We start from the raw sequence: 17,614 nt of genomic DNA, 5'->3' as shown, positions 1-17,614 counted from the left end.
CCTATTTGGTATCAACGTAACTTGTTATGACAGATTGTTTAACTTTAAAAAATAGCATAGTAAAATACTCGAGTATCCAGCTTGCCTGCGATATAATTACTAACGTGGGCGTTGAAATCGCAGAAAAAAACTTTGTCTCTGCATTCAATAATATTAATCGGCAATAAAAGGAGAATAGCCATCCGAGTCATTTTGTTAGGCGGTCCAGGTGCTGGAAAAGGCACACAAGCCAATTATATTAAGGAACATTTTGGTGTTCCACAAATTTCTACCGGGGATATGTTGCGCAGTGCCGTGAAAGCAGGCACGGAATTGGGCATCATGGCGAAAAAAATAATGGATTCTGGCGGATTGGTTTCTGATGACATCATCATTAACTTAGTCAAAGAGCGCATCGCGCAACCAGATTGTGCCAATGGCTTTCTATTTGACGGCTTTCCCCGCACGATTCCACAGGCCGAAGCGATGAAAACAGCAGGCGTACCGATTGATTTTGTAGTCGAGATTGATGTTGATGATGCTGAAATTATTAAACGCATGTCGGGTCGAAGGGTGCATCCCGCTTCTGGCCGTACTTACCATGTGGATTTCAATCCACCCAAATCAGCTGGTCGGGACGATGTAACAGACGAACCCCTTATACAGCGCGATGATGATAAGGAAGAAACGGTCAAAAAACGATTGGAGGTTTATCACGAACAAACAGAACCGCTGGTGGCCTATTATTCACAATGGTCGACGCACGGCGGAAAAGAAGCGCCTCGTTATATCAAAATAGCCGGGATAGGTACAGTCGAAGAGATTCGCGATCAGATTATTGCAGCACTCAAATAAATTTAATACTCGTCATTCATCCACACAACAGATTTGAACCGCAGAACTCAGGATGCGAACAATGGCACCTGAGTTTTTGTATGGAAAGATTTAGTAATACTTGCTTACGATTTAATCAATCAGGAGAAAAACATGGCAATTAAAAATGCATTTTATGCCCAATCCGGCGGTGTGACAGCGGTCATTAACGCTTCCGCCGCAGGTGTTCTGGAAACAGCGCGCCAGCATACTGACAAAATTGGCACCGTTTATGCAGGTCGCAACGGTATTATCGGTGCGTTAACAGAAGATCTCATTGATACCAATGCCGACTCGGCAGCAGCGATTGCAAAGTTGCGACATACGCCGTCTGGTGCATTTGGTTCCTGTCGCTATAAATTAAAGAGTTTGGAGCAAAATCGACGCGAATACGAACGTTTGATCGAAGTGTTCAAAGCACACGATATCGGGTACTTTTTCTACAACGGCGGGGGTGATTCGGCAGATACCTGCTTGAAGGTTTCGCAGATATCAGATACGTTGGGTTATCCCATTCAGGCGATTCATGTTCCCAAAACCGTTGACAATGATTTGCCGATCACGGATTGCTGCCCGGGCTTTGGCTCAGTCGCCAAATACATCGCAGTTTCCACGCGCGAAGCCAGCTTTGATGTGGCCAGCATGTCCAAGACTTCCACCAAGGTTTTTGTACTTGAAGTCATGGGACGCCATGCGGGATGGATCGCTGCTGCAGGTGGTTTGGCATCCAGTCCGGACTGCGAGATCCCGATCGTGATTCTGTTCCCGGAAGTAACTTTCAATAAGGAAAAGTTTCTTGCCACAGTGGACCGCTATGTCAAGGAATACGGATACTGTTCAGTGGTGGTCTCGGAAGGCGTTAAAGGGGAGGACGGTAATTTCTTGTCTGATCAGGGTTTGCGTGATGCATTCGGACATGCACAATTAGGCGGAGTTGCTCCGGTAGTGGCCAATATCATCAAAGATGGCTTGGGCCTGAAATATCACTGGGGTGTTGCAGATTATCTGCAACGCGCAGCACGTCATATTGCCTCCAAAACTGACGTCGAGCAAGCCTATGCCATGGGCAAGGCAGCCGTGGAATATGCCCTGGCGGGACACAATTCGGTAATGCCTACCATCGTGCGCGAATCCAGTTCGCCCTATCAATGGTCGGTAGGTATGGCACAGCTATCCAATGTTGCCAATGTTGAAAAAATGATGCCGGATAATTTTATCAGCGAAGATGGATTTGGCATTACTCAAGCATGCCGGGAATACTTGGCACCACTGATTGAAGGCGAAGATTATCCACCCTATAAGGATGGTTTGCCGGACTATGTAAGACTCAAAAATGTTGCTGTTCCAAAGAAACTGGATGAATTCAAAATTTAGTTGTGAGCAAGAATAAGTTTGCTTAAGGTGTTGTATGGAAGCCAAACAATTTGATTCCAATCACCTAACAATCTAAATTTCATAAATATTTGATGCATTCAGCAAGCAAGAACAGATAAAATACAGCCTGATTTCTGATTTTGTACAAGTGTTTAATAATGTGGAATTAATTAGGCCAGGATTTCACATTTGATTTTTATGGTCTGACTTTAATTGGAGTTCTCTATGGCTAGTGGTTTAGTTATCGCAATTCTTAGTGCGATTGTAGCCCTGATATTCAGTGGTATATGGATTAAGGGTATTTTTGATCAATCTACAGGCAACCAGCGTATGCAAGAAATTGCAAAAGCTATTCAAGAAGGCGCCTCCGCATATCTTAAACGTCAGTACATGACGATCGGCATGGTGGGTGGAGTATTGTTTTTTGCGCTCTGGATAGCGCTCGGTTGGGACACGGCTATTGGTTTTGCTCTAGGTGCAATTCTTTCGGGTGCCGCAGGTTTTCTGGGGATGACAGTCTCAGTCCAATCAAATGTACGTACCGCTCAGGCAGCAACCATCGGATTGAATGAGGCCCTTGCGATTGCTTTTCGAGGCGGCGCAGTTACCGGAATGCTGGTTGTTGGCTTAGGCCTGCTAGGCGTTGCCGGATACTGCGCCCTGCTGTTTGATGGCGCTGATCCCAATCAATCTGTCAGTGATGTTATCAAGCCACTGATTGGTTTTGCATTCGGAGGATCTTTGATTTCCATTTTTGCGCGGCTGGGTGGTGGGATATTCACCAAAGGTGCCGATGTGGGCGCGGATCTGGTCGGTAAAGTCGAAGCCGGAATCCCTGAAGACGATCCTCGCAATCCAGCCGTCATTGCTGATAACGTGGGTGATAACGTGGGTGACTGTGCGGGCATGGCAGCGGATTTGTTTGAAACTTACGCGGTTACCATTATTGCAACCATGATACTGGGCGCATTATTGTTTACTGCAAACGCAACCAGTGCGGTTATATTTCCACTGATGCTCGGTGCAGTATCGATTATCGCTTCGATTGTCGGCTGTTATTACGTCAAGATGCGTGATGGCGGCACCATCATGAATGCACTTTATCGCGGCCTGGCTGTTGCGGGTGGTATCGCTTTGTTAGCGTACTTGCCGGTGACCGTTTGGTTTATGAGTGATATGTCACTGATCGTGGATGGCACGGAGATTGCGGGCGGTATGCTGGTTCTGCGCGTATTTCTGGCTGCTGCAATCGGCTTGGTGTTGACCGGACTGATGGTTGTAATTACTGAATACTACACTTCCACCGATTATCCACCGGTTCAACATATTGCTGAAGCTTCCACTACCGGACATGCAACCAATATTATTGCCGGCTTGGGTGTTTCAATGCGTGCAACCGCAGCCCCGGTTCTGGCAATGTGTATCAGTATCTTGCTGGCATATGCACTGGCAGGCCTGTATGGTATTGCGATTGCTGCAACATCCATGCTGTCGATGACAGGTATTATTGTGGCACTGGATGCATACGGCCCGATTACCGATAACGCAGGCGGTATTGCTGAAATGGCAGAAATGCCCGATTCAGTGCGCGCCATCACCGATCCTCTGGATGCGGTTGGCAATACGACTAAAGCGGTTACCAAAGGTTACGCGATCGGCTCGGCAGGGCTAGCAGCCTTAGTATTGTTTGCCGACTACACCCATGCTCTGGAACACGCCGGATTCGAGTTATCCTTCGATTTATCCAATCACATGGTGATTATCGGCTTGTTTATCGGCGGTATGATTCCTTACTTGTTTGGTGCCATGTCGATGGAAGCTGTAGGGCGTGCCGCCGGATCGGTGGTGATCGAAGTGCGCCGTCAATTCAAGGAAATTCCGGGTATTATGGAAGGTACAGCCAAACCGGACTATTCACGTGCCGTGGATATGTTGACTAAAGCAGCGATCAAGGAAATGATGATTCCTTCATTATTGCCCGTACTGATTCCTCTGCTGGTCGGCGTGATCCTGGGACCGCAAGCTCTGGGTGGTGTATTGATGGGCTCTATCGTGACCGGCTTGTTCGTGGCCATTTCAATGACAACCGGTGGCGGCGCTTGGGATAATGCCAAAAAGCACATTGAAGACGGTCATTTTGGCGGCAAAGGCAGTGAGGCCCACAAAGCCTCGGTGACGGGCGATACCGTGGGTGACCCTTATAAGGACACGGCCGGCCCGGCAATTAATCCATTGATCAAAATCATCAACATTGTGGCATTGCTGATCATTCCTCTGCTATAACGATCATTGATTAATTCATTCACTAAAGCACATCAGGCAACTGATGTGCTTTTTTAATTGGATAGTCAAAAATTTACTTTGTACCCTGGCACAAGCTTGAAAGATCAAACCACCCACCGCTGTCTATGAACACACTGAGCTTTATAAGTAACCCACAGGTTTCTATAAAGAATCACCATCACCCATATAATTGCCTTCTCAGTCCACACCTATTCAATATGATTGCACTGATTTCTTCAATTGAAATACGCGTGGTATCCAAATAGGGAATGTCAAACTGGCGAAACAGCGCTTCCTGCCATTGTAATTCCCGCTGACATTGCGCGAGCGATGCATACTCACTGTCGGGGCGACGTTCCTGGCGGATGAAGTGCAGCTGCGCCGGCGTTAAAGTCAAGCCGAACAGTTTACTGCGCACATTTTCCAGTATCTTGGGAATCTGTTGAACACTCATGTCATCCGGAGTTAGCGGATAATTCGCGGCAGCGATACCATACTGCAATCCCAAGTAAAGACAAGTGGGCGTTTTACCGGAACGCGAGACACCCATCAGAATGATATCGGCATCAACGTAATGCTTGGAATTGACACCGTCATCATGCGCCAGCACATAATTAACCGCGGCAATACGTTTGAAATACGATAGATGATGCTGGCCATGGGAACGCCCGGCTATGCGTATAAATGGCTGATGCAGTTCCTCTTCGATGGAACGAATAAAAGTTTCAAAAAAATCATACATGCGGCAGTTGGCCTGTTTGATCACTTCGAGAATCTCAGGCTTCAACAAGGTACTAAAAACCAAAGGCCGGTAACCATCATCTACAGCGGCCTGATTAATCTGCACCAGCACAGCCCGGGCTTGCTCGATATCATCCAGAAACGGCACGTTGACAGTGCTCCACGTGATTCCGTCAAATTGCGTTAGCAGACTGTGTCCGAGTGTTTCCGCGGTAATGCCGGTACGGTCGGACAAGTAAAAAACACTGCGTTTCTGCGGCGTCATGATTCGCTCAGTTTTGCCAGATCAAGCCAGGTTTGCAGCACCGAATCGGGGTTTAGCGATAAGCTGCTGATACCCTGTTCATACAGCCAAGCGGCAAAATCCGGGTAATCCGAAGGGCCTTGCCCGCAAATGCCGATATACTTTCCTTGCTTATGACATGCATCGATAGCCATTTTCAGCAGTTTCCTGACCGCCGGATTGCGTTCGTCAAACACATGAGCAACAAGGCTCGAGTCGCGATCAATTCCCAGCGTCAGTTGCGTCATGTCGTTGGAACCGATGGAAAAACCATCAAAGAACTGTAAAAATTCTTCCGCCAATACTGCATTGGAAGGAATCTCGCACATCATGATTAGCCGCAAACCATTCTGCCCCCGCGCCAATCCATGCGATGCCAGCAACAAGGTTACCTGCTCAGCTTCCTCCAACGTACGGCAGAATGGAATCATGATTTCAACATTGGTCAGTCCCATCTCGTCGCGTACTTTGCGTAATGCCTGGCATTCGAGTTCAAAACAATCACGAAAGGCAGCCGACACATAGCGCGAAGCACCGCGAAAACCGATCATCGGGTTTTCTTCTTGAGGCTCATAACGATTTCCCCCAATCAGATTGGCATACTCATTTGATTTAAAGTCGGACGTGCGCACAATCACCGCATGTGGATAAAATGCCGCCGCCAGCGTAGCAATGCCTTCGATCAATTTTTCAACATAAAAATCAACGGGGTTTTGATAGCCTGCAATACGGGCGCCGATAGTCTGCTTCAGCGCATCGGGCAGCCGGTCGAATTCCAGCAACGCCTTGGGATGAATACCGATCATGTTATTGATAATAAATTCCAGCCGGGCCAATCCAACCCCTTGATTCGGCATGCGCGAGAAAGAAAAAGCATGTGAAGGGTTACCCACATTCAGCATCATTTTGACCGGCAAATCCGGCAATTGACCGGTATCGGACGTAATATGTTCGAATGGCAGCATTCCCTCATAGACAAACCCGGTATCACCTTCTGCACAGGACACTGTCACGTCCACTCCGTCTTTGATCGACCCGGTTGCATCGCCGCAACCAACCACCGCCGGAATACCCATTTCCCTGGCTACAATCGCCGCATGGCAGGTGCGCCCGCCACGGTTGGTCACAATGGCCGATGCGCGTTTCATGATCGGCTCCCAATCGGGATCCGTCATATCCGTCACCAGCACATCGCCCGACTGAATTTTATGCATCTGATCCACTCCCATGATCAAACGCGCTGCTCCCTGACCAATCCTGCTGCCAATCGAACGGCCTTCGGTCAACACCACACCTTTGCCATTAAGCTTATATCGATCCAGAACCGTTGTAGATCGGCTTTCCACGGTTTCCGGGCGCGCCTGCACAATGTACAACTGCTCATCCAGTCCGTCTAATGCCCATTCGATATCCATAGGACGGCCATAATGCTGTTCGATGATCATGGCTTGGCGCGCCAATGCCTCCACCTGAGCATCCGATAGAGAAAAACGTGTGCGCCGCGCATGTTCAACATCGCGTGTCAGCGTATATGAATCCGCCGCATCTCTGCCATCTGTGTTCTCGCCGTAAATCATCTCGATGGTTTTGGTACCTAAACGTCGCGATAAAATGGCCGGCTTACCGGCCGCAAGTCCACGTTTGTATACATAGAATTCATCCGGATTGACAATGCCCTGCACGATGGTTTCACCCAGCCCATACGCCGACGTGATGAAAACCACATCCCGGAAACCGGATTCGGTATCCAGGGTAAACATCACCCCGCTCGCGCCCAAGTCGCTGCGTACCATTTTCTGAATCCCGGCAGACAAATACACTTTGTCGTGAGGAAAATTCTGATGCACGCGATACGCAATTGCTCGGTCGTTATACAGTGAAGCAAATACGATTTTGATCGCTGCCATGATTTGATCCAGCCCGCGAACGTTCAGCAATGTTTCCTGCTGGCCGGCAAATGAGGCATCGGCCAAGTCCTCGGCAGTCGCTGAAGAGCGCACGGCAAAAGAAACCTCATCGCGCTTCTCGTCATAGGCAGCCAGTACTTCGTAGGCTTGTGCTATCGCTTGTGAAATAGCGGCTGGCAGCGCGGCATCCAGCACCCAGCTTCGGATAGTTCGGCCGGCGGCAGTCAGCGCAGGGATATCATCAACATCCAGTCCATTCAGCCGATGATTGATGCGGTCGACCAATCCATTAGCGATCAAAAACTCACGGTATGCTTGCGTCGTGGTGGCAAAGCCTGCAGGCACACTAACCCCTGCTTGCGCAAGTTGACTGATCATTTCACCCAGCGAGGCATTCTTACCGCCAACTCGGTTTACATCTTTCATCGTCAGTTGCTCAAACCAGGCAATATATTGAGTCATTGTAGAATTCCCATCAGCAAATAAAAAAGCAATTTCTCAATTACACTGACGCCTCCCCACCGGATCTTATGCTTGTCTCATTTTCCAATAGTGGGCAATGCCCGGAAGTCATATGGCGGCATGTCATGTTATCGAGCAAATTATTAGCCTGCCGTAAATAGCTTAAGAATGTCTGCGCGACAATCGACAACTGCTTTCCGGATGAATAAGCAAAATACCAATGGCGTTCAATCGGAAACCCCTCAACATCCAGTATTGCCAGCTGACCTATCTGCGCATCCAGTGCCAGTGTATGTCGCGATAATACAGCAATACCCAATCTGCCTGCGACGGTTTGCTTAATCGCTTCGTTGCTACCTAACTCCATGCGAACCTTCAGTTTTTTATTATGTTTTGAGAAAAAAAGCTCAGTCGCTATTCTTGTTCCGGAACCTGGCTCTCGCATAATAAAAGGTTCATCACAAATGCGCTTGATGGGGATCTTTTTTTCAGTTGCCAAGGGATGATCAGCAGATGCCAAAACAACCAATTGATTATCCAAAAAAATTTCCGCCACCGCATCAACTGCGTCCGGAATTTGGCCTAAGATATAGAGATCATCCTGGTTACCGGTTAATCGCTCCAGGATATGCTCGCGATTCGTCACTTTCAGCGCAACGTCAATGCCAGGGTATTTCTGGCAAAACATCCCCAATAATCGCGGCACGAAGTATTTTGCAGTGGTCACTACCGCGAGCCGAAGCTTCCCTGATTTCAACCCCTTCATGTCGGAAGCAATCATCTCGAAACGTGAGAAATGGTCAAAAATGCCCAGACAGGTTCGATAAAGCTCTTCTCCCGCATCGGTCAGATAGATTTTCTTGCCGACTTGCTCAAATAATGGCAGACCAATCTCTTCGGTCAACTTCTTGACTTGCATCGATACTGTCGGTTGTGTCAGAAATAATTCCTCAGCTGCTCGGGTAAAACTCTTCAATCGAGCAATCGCCTCAAAAACCTCAAGCTGCCGTAACGTGCTATGACGCATAAAGCCCCCGGTATTTCCATGTAATATATAGAGAGAAGTCTATTATAACTATCGAAACAATTGATTGTTATTTATCATTCAGCAATTCTACACTATGTCTGACCCGCTGTTAGCGCACCTCCTAACTAGAAGTATATAGCGTGGTTTTTTATCAATTACCTGGAGAATATGATGGCTTCACAAACGATGAAAGAAGGTAAAGAACGTTACCAATCAGGGGTTATTCCGTACAAAAAAATGGGTTATTGGGAACCTGCTTATGTACCCAAAGACACGGATGTTATCGCCATGTTCCGTATTACACCACAACCCGGCGTGGATCATGAAGAAGCTGCAGCTGCAGTTGCTGGTGAATCTTCCACCGCGACCTGGACCGTAGTATGGACTGACCGACTAACCGCTTGTGAGCTTTATCGTGCCAAAGCATATAAGTCAGAGCTGGTACCTAACACAGGCCCGGGTACCAATAACGAGGCGCAATACTTTGCCTATATCGCTTATGACATCGATTTATTCGAAGAAGGCTCGATCGCAAACTTAACCGCGTCCATCATCGGTAACGTGTTTGGTTTCAAAGCGGTCAAAGCACTGCGTCTTGAAGATATGCGCATTCCTGTGGCTTACCTGAAAACTTTCCAAGGCCCTGCAACGGGTATCGTGGTTGAGCGTGAACGCTTGGATAAATTCGGTCGCCCATTACTTGGCGCCACCACTAAACCAAAACTAGGTCTCTCAGGCAGGAACTATGGCCGCGTGGTTTACGAAGGACTCAAAGGCGGCCTGGATTTCATGAAAGATGATGAGAATATTAATTCACAACCTTTTATGCATTGGCGCGATCGTTTTCTGTATTGCATGGAAGCAGTGAATAAAGCATCTGCTGCCACCGGAGAAGTCAAAGGACATTATTTGAATGTTACGGCCGGCACCATGGAAGACATGTATGAAAGAGCAGAGTTTGCAAAGTCTCTGGGTTCAGTTATTGTCATGATCGATTTGGTGATCGGTTATACCGCGATTCAATCGATGGCGAAATGGGCACGCAGGAACGACATGATATTGCACTTGCATCGCGCAGGTAATTCGACTTATTCACGCCAAAAAAATCACGGCATGAATTTCCGCGTAATTTGTAAGTGGATGCGTATGGCGGGCGTCGATCATATTCACGCAGGCACAGTTGTTGGAAAATTGGAAGGTGATCCGCTTATGATCAAAGGTTTTTACGATACTCTACGCGAAACCCGTACTGAAAAAAGCCTGGAACATGGATTGTTCTTTGATCAGGAATGGGCATCATTGAATAAATGCATGCCGGTTGCATCAGGCGGTATTCATGCAGGCCAAATGCATCAGTTGATCGATTATCTCGGAGAAGATGTAATACTACAGTTCGGTGGCGGTACCATTGGACACCCTCAAGGCATTCAGGCTGGGGCAGTAGCAAACCGTGTAGCACTCGAAGCTATGATTATGGCGCGCAATGAAGGGCGGGATTACGTAAAAGAAGGCCCGCAAATTCTTGCAGATGCAGCGAAATGGTGCACGCCGCTCAAACAAGCATTGGATACGTGGAAAGATATCACCTTTAATTACGACTCCACAGATACCGCTGACTTTGTGCCTTCCACAACTGCAAACGCTTAATCTTTTCAGGAGAAGCAATTATGATGACTAATCAAGGTAATATAGTTACACAGGGACAATTTTCTTTCCTGCCCCCGCTGACCGATAAGCAAATCTCGGCACAGCTTAAGTACGCGCTGAAAAATGGCTGGGCAATAGGAATTGAATATACCGATGATCCTCATCCACGCAATACCTATTGGGAAATGTTCGGCAATCCAATGTTTGATTTGAAGGATCCGGCAGGAATTTTGCTGGAAATCAATAGTTGCCGCAAAACTTTTCCAAACCACTATATTCGCGTGACTGCATTTAACTCGACACGCGGTGTGGAAAGTCCAACCATGTCGTATATTGTCAACAGACCCAAGAAAGAGCCAGGGTTTAGTTTAGTACGCCAGGAAGGTGCTGGACGAAGCGTTAGTTACACCATTCATTCCTATGCAACCGACAAACCGGAAGCAGAACGTTACTAGCAGTAAAAAGTAAATCTTCTCTCTCCTGAGAAGGGGAGAGAAATGAGTTAACAAATCAAGCATGCTAGTATTAAATGGAAGTCATTAAAAGATTTATTAATATGATGTAGTTATTTAAGCATTATCCCATGAGACCTCAATAAGTGATCAAACATGTCTAAGCAATCTAAAAACTTAATTTCATCCAAAGATCCATCAATTGATCTGGATGCAGAGTTCCGCAACACAAATATCCAAGAAGTACTGGATAAACTGGACCGTGAGTTGATTGGCTTAATTCCTGTGAAGACTCGTATTCGTGAGACTGCAGCATTGTTGCTGGTCGATCGTGTTCGCAAGCAACTGGGATTATCCGCGGGCGCCCCCAGTTTACATATGTGCTTTACCGGAAACCCCGGCACCGGGAAAACGACAGTAGCGCTACGCATGGCGGAAATCCTGCACCGCTTGGGCTATGTGCGTGAGGGTCACCTGGTTTCAGTAACCCGGGACGATTTAGTTGGTCAATATATCGGACATACTGCACCCAAAACAAAAGAAGTGATAAAGAAAGCGATGGGCGGTGTTCTTTTCATCGATGAAGCTTATTACCTATATAAGCCAGAGAATGAACGTGATTATGGTGCGGAATCCATAGAAATTCTGTTGCAAACGATGGAAAATAACCGCGAAGATTTGGTTGTCATTCTGGCTGGTTATAAAGATCGCATGGATAAATTTTTTCATAGCAATCCTGGTATGCGTTCGCGTATCGCGCACCACATCGACTTTCCTGATTACGGTGCAGACGAGCTAGTTTCGATCGCAAAATTGATGTTGGAAACCCAGAATTATTGTTTTAGCACAGCCGGGGAAGAGGCTTTTGGAAAATATATCCGCTTGCGTATGAAATCGGAGCATTTTGCAAACGCCCGCTCGGTTCGTAACGCTCTTGATCGGGCTAGACTGCGTCAGGCAAACCGTTTATTTTCCGGAACCAAGAAATCATTGTCCAAAAATGATCTTATTACGCTTGAAGCGGAAGATATTCTCGCCAGTCGCGTTTTTCTTGAAGCAACGCCTGATAGTAAACCCAAAGCCAAAAAAGCAGATTGATAAGATAAAAATTTGAAACAAAATCTTGATAGCGATGGAAACGCTGATTCGACCCTGGCGCATTTTCCCAAAAAAGATAGATGCGGTGTGTTATAACCGCGGGCGGCTTGCGCTTCTGCGCTTAGGACATCCACTGCGCATCACATTGCGGCAGCATCGTGGATTGGAAGTCATTCTGGATAATGCCGAGTGGTTATGTGTGGACAGTAACGATGAGGATCGCCCTATTCTGGCCTGGCGTGAATTTAAGATACATGCGCGTAGCAATCTACACCGTCCTGTTGGCTGTGAATTATGGTTATATCATAGTTGCGCCGGTCTCATTATGGGATCTGCACTGGATGATTTGAGCACTGCACTCGAAACACTTACGATTGATTTAAGATAGTAATACAAGCCCCTTAAAACAGAGAGGATATAAATGCCACTCGTAGATATGCGCGATATGTTGCAGCATGCTTATCAGAATAACTACGCAATCGGTGGTTTCGGATTGGTAAGTCTGGATTTCCTGGAAGCTATTATCATGGCAGCCGAATGCTGTCGTTCACCTGTCATTATCAATCTTTCCCAGCCGCTCTTCGGCGAGTATGATTTCAGATTAATCTTACCGGCAGTTGAACGTGCGGCACAACTGGCTAAAGTACCGGTAGCAATCCACTTTGATCACGCAAAGCAGCACGAATCCATCGTTCAGGCAATTAATCTGGGCTGTAATAGTGTCATGCTGGATGTCTCTTCAGAAGCATTTACCGTCAATATCGCTCAAACCAGCCGCGCGACAGAGATTGCTCACGCAAGTGGTGCCGCGATTGAAGGAATGCTTGGTTTTGTCGGTGGTACGGAAGGGGAAAATGCTATCAATCATTTAGGCGAGATCATTTATACCTCAGCAGAAGAAGCCAAAGTTTATGTTAACCGCACCAAAGTTGATTGCTTAGCGGTTTCCATTGGCACTGTCCATGGTCGCCAAAGTAATAGAGCCAAGCTGGACTTCAAGCGCTTGAAACGAATTAATGACGAGCTTGGGATTCCGTTAGTACTGCATGGAGGTAGCGGACTGATCGAGGATCAATACCATAAGCTGATTCTAAATGGCGTTGCTAAAATCAACTGCTACACAGAGCTTTCGGATATTGCTGCTGCCACCATTCGTTCCAACGTTCAAACACGTGCTAAAAAAGGCTACATAGAAACGATGCACGATGTTAAGAATAACCTTCTGGAACAAGTCAGCTTATGCATGCACCATTGGGGCTCGGCCGGTCGCGCTGCAGAAGTATTGATTCAGTGTCGTGCTTGGCAGCCTGTAGAACAAATCATTGCTTACAATGTTGAAGAACGCTATTTGCAACACATAGACACCTTTATTGAACGAAGCCGCGAAACATTATGCGCGATTCCAGGTGTACGCCAGGTTTTCGCTGGTTGGGCATTAATCGCGTCGGATCAATATCATCTATGCTGGCGTATTCAATTTGCAACTACCGATGCCAGCAAAAATTTCCAAACCCATGCGGAATATCTTGCTTTTATCGATCAACTTGCGCGTATATCGGAGCCTGACAAAATCAATATCACATTCGCTGCAACTTCAGTGGAACCGAATCCCCGCATAGAAGAAATCAGAATTTCTCCGGCACAGCATATCTAGCATAAAATGCAGATACCGCTAAATCAGATATGCATCAGCAATGATACGATTTGAGAACTTATTGGTATTTCAATGTAAAATCTAATTGTATTACTGATCCGATATTCATCATTGCCTATGAAATATCCTGATGGGTGGTTATGCTCTCTAAATCCTATCGCAATAGTAATCTGAAAGCTGTTTCAGCTATTGCACAACGAAATAACGCAGCAAGGAGATACCAATGAAAACTCTTTCAATTCTAATTGTTCCAGCCCTAATCCTGACGTTGAGCAGCTGCGCAACGATGACGGACACGCAACGCGGCACAGCGCAGGGAACCGCGATTGGCGCGGGTACAGGAGCTGCGATCGGTGCACTGATTGGAGGCAAGAAAGGCGCTGCCATTGGCGCAGGCTCAGGCGCTCTGCTTGGCGCCGGCGCCGGTTATATGTGGTCACAGCGGATGGAAGAACAAAAAAGGGAAATGGAAACAGCCACTGCAGGTACAGGCGTACAAGTCACGCAAACTGAAGACAATCGCCTCAAGCTAAATATTCCCAGCGACATCTCCTTCGACACCGGCCGGGCGGACATCAAACCCGGCTTCAGACCCATTCTTGATAATTTCGCAACTACCCTGATTAGTAATGAAGGCACAGTCGTCAAAATCATCGGGCACACAGACAATACCGGCAGCGATGCAATCAACAATCCATTATCCGTTAATCGAGCTGCCAGCACGCGCGATTATCTGACAAGCCGAGGGGTATCGATTAACCGCATTCAAATTGATGGCCGCGGCTCCCGTGAACCTATGGCTGAGAATGACACACCTGAAAATAGAGCGGAAAATCGCCGCGTGGAAATTTTCGTGACAGAAACGCAACCAGCGCCGGAAGCAGCTCCGGAGGTACCTAAATAATGGAATCAACCAACCACCGTCGATTAAAATCGACGGTGGTTCCGGTCAGAACGCTGATGACTGCTTGGGTAGCACTTGGCCAAGCAAACACCCATATACTTTTTTAGTACGTTTTTCAGCAGATACTCGTTGCCGATATCGGCGCATCCTTTGCCCTCAGCCAGCAACATGGGTAAATCCGGATTGGCTTCGAATAGATCCGGGCCATATATTATCGATCCTCTGACCAACTACTTACATAGATGACGAATGACGAATGACCCAGGACGCCAATCGGCGCGCGTAGGACTGCGTGGCTTGTACTCAATCACCACTTCCACGAACCACTCGACAACCACTCCTCTTTAAGCAACAGCCCGGAACTATCTTACGCGGACTGGTGGGCCATCTGCGGGAAACGAAACCAACCGGAGAGCAGGGAAGATCATGATCGAGTTACTGAAAACACCACACGGATACCAAAAAGGAACCCGGCACATTAAAAGGAAGAGAGGAAAATGTGCCGGGCAAGTGATGCGTGAGGGCTTATGTTCACGCAGCAAGGAAGAACAAGAAATGTAATTTGCTACCATCCGACTACGCGAGGGAATGCGCTGGTTGCTGCGGTATGCCAATCACTAACTGATGGACAGTTCGCATATTACACAATAATTTTTATAATTGCAAACGATTCTTATTATCATTCTCAAATAAATCTGAATAACTCATATTAACCTCACTCTGCTCGCTTGATTCAGTCATATTTTGAATACTCGTACTGTCACTGACGGAACCCATTCATTCTTTCAGTGGATTTCAGTTCGTTCCTTTAGTCAAAACATCGGGATTTCTTAATATCGAGGCGTAGTCATCCACCTGCATAGATACCTTAATCGCTTCTGCAAGTTGCTGCTGCGTATTTTCTTTTGATTAGTGAAATAAGAGCTTATAAATTTTCATGCCGATCAACTTAGCGTTACTGGCACAAAAGAAATATAACTTATTGATTTAAAATATATTAAATTCCATTCCAGAAGCTTTAACACTACCCATATTGCATTGAGCCTCATTCCGATATGTCGCTAGAAGTGAGCATTAGCGAGTCTTCCAAAAACACAAATCAGAATCGTATTTCAGGAATGATCCTTGCCATTCCTATCCACAATCTTGTCGTCCACCTTCAAATCCTTTGCTTGTACCGCAGATGCTGATGTCTTGACACGAAAATCCTCCTGTAATGAAGCAAAATTTTCACTCCAGAGCTTTCCGTTTAATATCTGCACCACCCCATATGGGGAATAGCTCAATAATTGCGTTTCGCTGTCTGTTCAAAATATCCTATTAGCTTTTTTGAATTTCTGGTTTTGCCGCATCTTTGCGGTCCATAAATAGTCATGCTCATTTGTTTCTCCCTGCGAATACTGCTAAAAACTGTTTTTATACTCAAGTTCCGATCAGAGCACCAACTCCAATCAACCAACAGCAACAGGCCCCCATGGCGGTGAATCGGGCGGCGAAACGTTAATCAGCTTTTCATTGACAAATGCGCCAAAACCCAGCTCGGATAGCTCACGACCGAAACCCGAACGTTTGATACCGCCAAACGGTAGTTCGGCGGCTGTTCATACCGGTTGGTTGATAAAAACCATGCCGCAGTCAATTTTAGTTGCGATTTTGCGCCCGCGCCCGACATCGGCAGTAAAGATCGAAGCACCGAGACCGAATGGCGTCGCGTTTGCCAACCGAATCGCTGCTTTCTCATTTTCCACAACTTGGAATGAAGCCACTGGGCCAAACAATTCCTGTGCATGGATTGCGTTATCCTGATTGATGCCGGTAAGTATTGTCGGTTCCAGGTAAAAACCAGGCCGATCAATTCTTCTGCCGCCAAGAACAATCTTTCCGCCGTCTTGTTTGGCCCGTGCAATCTGATGCAGCAGGGTGTTCAATGTTTTCTCGGAAGATAATGGCCCCAGAGTAGTTTCCGGATTTTCCGGATCCCCGGCTTTCAATGCCGTCATCCGCTGGATAAAACCATCGAGAAATTCTTTTCCGCGCTCTTTGCCGACGACAATGATGCGCTTCGATCCGACGCAACATTGACCGGTATTGAACATTCTCCCGAATAAAGCGCTATTGAGCGTTGACTCCAGCGGCGCATCTTCGAGCACTATCAACGGATCACTTCCACCCATTTCTAACACTGCTCTCTTGAGATAGCGGCCGGTAAGCTCCGCAACCGCCGCACCTGCATGCTCACTACCGCTTATGGTGACACCACAAACACGCGGATCTCCGATTATTGCGCTGATCTGCGGAATACTGGCAAATATATTCGTATAAACACCTGTAGGCGCTCCCGCTTCTTCAAACAAGCGGGCAAACGCCAGCGCCGATTGCGGCACGTTTTCCGCATGTTTGAGCAGCAATACATTGCCAACCATTAATTGCGGCCCCGCCACTCTTGCGATTTGGTAGTAGGGAAAATTCCATGGTTCGATACCGAGTAAAACACCGAGTGGTAAGAGATGCAGTTCCGCTGCAGAGGTTTCGGGAAGTTTTCTCGGTTTCAGATAGTGCGCGGCTTTTCGGGCGTAGTAGTCCAGTATATCGGCAGAAAGAGCTACTTCCGCACGCGCTTCGTTGATGAGTTTTCCCATCTCGAATGTTAAATGACGAGCATATTCTTCACTCTTTTGGCGAAGAATAGTGGCTGCCGCAGAAATGATTTTGCTCCGCTCAGCTATCGGGCGATGGCGCCAGTCGGTCTCGAAAACCCAATGAGCCTTTGCAATTGCGCTCTCCAAGTCCTGATCGGGTATGTCCGCGTAAGTTTTAACCAGTTGCCCTGTTGCCGGATTGATTGTTTGATAAGTCATTGTTGTCCTTTAGCGTGATATATTGAAGGCTGAAATCCTCTTGCCCTGGCCAACCCGATCGGGTCGGTCGGG

General features: G+C 47.2%; 15 protein-coding genes. 10 read left to right on the top strand and 5 right to left on the bottom strand.

Annotation, left to right across the window (positions count from 1 at the left end; all coding sequences use genetic code 11):
* The first annotated feature begins 180 nt into the window (after positions 1 to 180).
* The 3 genes from adk to ATY38_RS05785 all read left to right on the top strand — a co-directional run bounded on the left by adk (position 181) and on the right by ATY38_RS05785 (position 4,509).
* Positions 181 to 834 carry an adenylate kinase gene (gene adk / locus ATY38_RS05795; RefSeq protein ID WP_062560113.1) on the top strand — a complete coding sequence of 218 codons (654 nt, stop codon included), beginning with the start codon at positions 181 to 183 and terminating at the stop codon, positions 832 to 834.
* Between the two features lie 132 nt (positions 835 to 966).
* Entirely contained in the window at positions 967 to 2,226 is a 1,260-nt protein-coding gene (locus ATY38_RS05790; protein WP_062558476.1) for a 6-phosphofructokinase, read from the top strand.
* Between the two features lie 225 nt (positions 2,227 to 2,451).
* The gene (locus ATY38_RS05785; RefSeq protein ID WP_062558475.1) at positions 2,452 to 4,509 is read left to right on the top strand and encodes a sodium-translocating pyrophosphatase; all 2,058 of its coding nucleotides are present in this window, start codon (positions 2,452 to 2,454) and stop codon (positions 4,507 to 4,509) included.
* A gap of 178 nt (positions 4,510 to 4,687) precedes the next feature.
* Here the strand turns inward: ATY38_RS05785 and ppsR are convergent, their stop codons facing one another.
* The 3 genes from ppsR to ATY38_RS05770 are packed head-to-tail and all read right to left on the bottom strand — an operon-like array spanning position 4,688 to position 8,929.
* Positions 4,688 to 5,515: a posphoenolpyruvate synthetase regulatory kinase/phosphorylase PpsR gene (gene ppsR, locus ATY38_RS05780; RefSeq protein ID WP_062558474.1), complete on the bottom strand. Its 828-nt coding sequence runs from the start codon at positions 5,513 to 5,515 to the stop codon at positions 4,688 to 4,690.
* Positions 5,512 to 7,902, bottom strand: a complete 2,391-nt coding sequence (gene ppsA, locus ATY38_RS05775) for a phosphoenolpyruvate synthase (protein ID WP_062558473.1) — start codon at positions 7,900 to 7,902, stop codon at positions 5,512 to 5,514. The genes ppsR and ppsA overlap by 4 nt, the downstream gene beginning before the upstream one ends.
* Before the next feature lie 40 nt (positions 7,903 to 7,942).
* Positions 7,943 to 8,929, bottom strand: coding sequence for a LysR family transcriptional regulator (locus ATY38_RS05770; protein ID WP_062558472.1), 987 nt, complete (start codon positions 8,927 to 8,929; stop codon positions 7,943 to 7,945).
* A gap of 171 nt (positions 8,930 to 9,100) precedes the next feature.
* Between ATY38_RS05770 and ATY38_RS05765 the strand changes: the two genes are divergently transcribed.
* From ATY38_RS05765 to ATY38_RS16805, 7 genes are all read left to right on the top strand, one after another.
* Entirely contained in the window at positions 9,101 to 10,576 is a 1,476-nt protein-coding gene (locus ATY38_RS05765) for a ribulose-bisphosphate carboxylase large subunit (RefSeq protein ID WP_235590433.1), read from the top strand.
* A 20-nt stretch (positions 10,577 to 10,596) separates the two neighbouring features.
* Positions 10,597 to 11,031: a ribulose bisphosphate carboxylase small subunit gene (locus tag ATY38_RS05760; RefSeq protein WP_062558470.1), complete on the top strand. Its 435-nt coding sequence runs from the start codon at positions 10,597 to 10,599 to the stop codon at positions 11,029 to 11,031.
* 153 nt (positions 11,032 to 11,184) lie between these two features.
* On the top strand, positions 11,185 to 12,126 hold the full coding sequence (gene cbbX, locus ATY38_RS05755) for a CbbX protein (RefSeq protein WP_062558469.1): 942 nt from the start codon (positions 11,185 to 11,187) through the stop codon (positions 12,124 to 12,126).
* A gap of 34 nt (positions 12,127 to 12,160) precedes the next feature.
* Positions 12,161 to 12,514, top strand: coding sequence for a hypothetical protein (locus tag ATY38_RS05750; RefSeq protein ID WP_062558468.1), 354 nt, complete (start codon positions 12,161 to 12,163; stop codon positions 12,512 to 12,514).
* 33 nt (positions 12,515 to 12,547) lie between these two features.
* On the top strand, positions 12,548 to 13,780 hold the full coding sequence (locus ATY38_RS05745; protein ID WP_062558467.1) for a class II fructose-bisphosphate aldolase: 1,233 nt from the start codon (positions 12,548 to 12,550) through the stop codon (positions 13,778 to 13,780).
* A 223-nt stretch (positions 13,781 to 14,003) separates the two neighbouring features.
* Positions 14,004 to 14,684 carry a YiaD family glycine zipper/OmpA-like lipoprotein gene (locus tag ATY38_RS05740; protein WP_062558466.1) on the top strand — a complete coding sequence of 227 codons (681 nt, stop codon included), beginning with the start codon at positions 14,004 to 14,006 and terminating at the stop codon, positions 14,682 to 14,684.
* 426 nt (positions 14,685 to 15,110) lie between these two features.
* Complete coding sequence (locus tag ATY38_RS16805; RefSeq protein ID WP_255251905.1) at positions 15,111 to 15,245, top strand: hypothetical protein; 135 nt, start codon at positions 15,111 to 15,113, stop codon at positions 15,243 to 15,245.
* 551 nt (positions 15,246 to 15,796) lie between these two features.
* On the opposite strand, the gene ATY38_RS16045 is transcribed toward ATY38_RS16805, so the two are convergent.
* Positions 15,797 to 15,970, bottom strand: coding sequence for a hypothetical protein (locus tag ATY38_RS16045; protein ID WP_158441762.1), 174 nt, complete (start codon positions 15,968 to 15,970; stop codon positions 15,797 to 15,799).
* 315 nt (positions 15,971 to 16,285) lie between these two features.
* Positions 16,286 to 17,542: an aldehyde dehydrogenase family protein gene (locus ATY38_RS05735; RefSeq protein ID WP_201011915.1), complete on the bottom strand. Its 1,257-nt coding sequence runs from the start codon at positions 17,540 to 17,542 to the stop codon at positions 16,286 to 16,288.
* Positions 17,543 to 17,614: the final 72 nt, after the last annotated feature.

Origin of the sequence: Nitrosomonas ureae, from assembly GCF_001455205.1 — a bacterium.
Classification (GTDB): Bacteria; Pseudomonadota; Gammaproteobacteria; order Burkholderiales; family Nitrosomonadaceae; genus Nitrosomonas; species Nitrosomonas ureae.
This window is presented reverse-complemented; position numbering and strand designations above follow the sequence as displayed.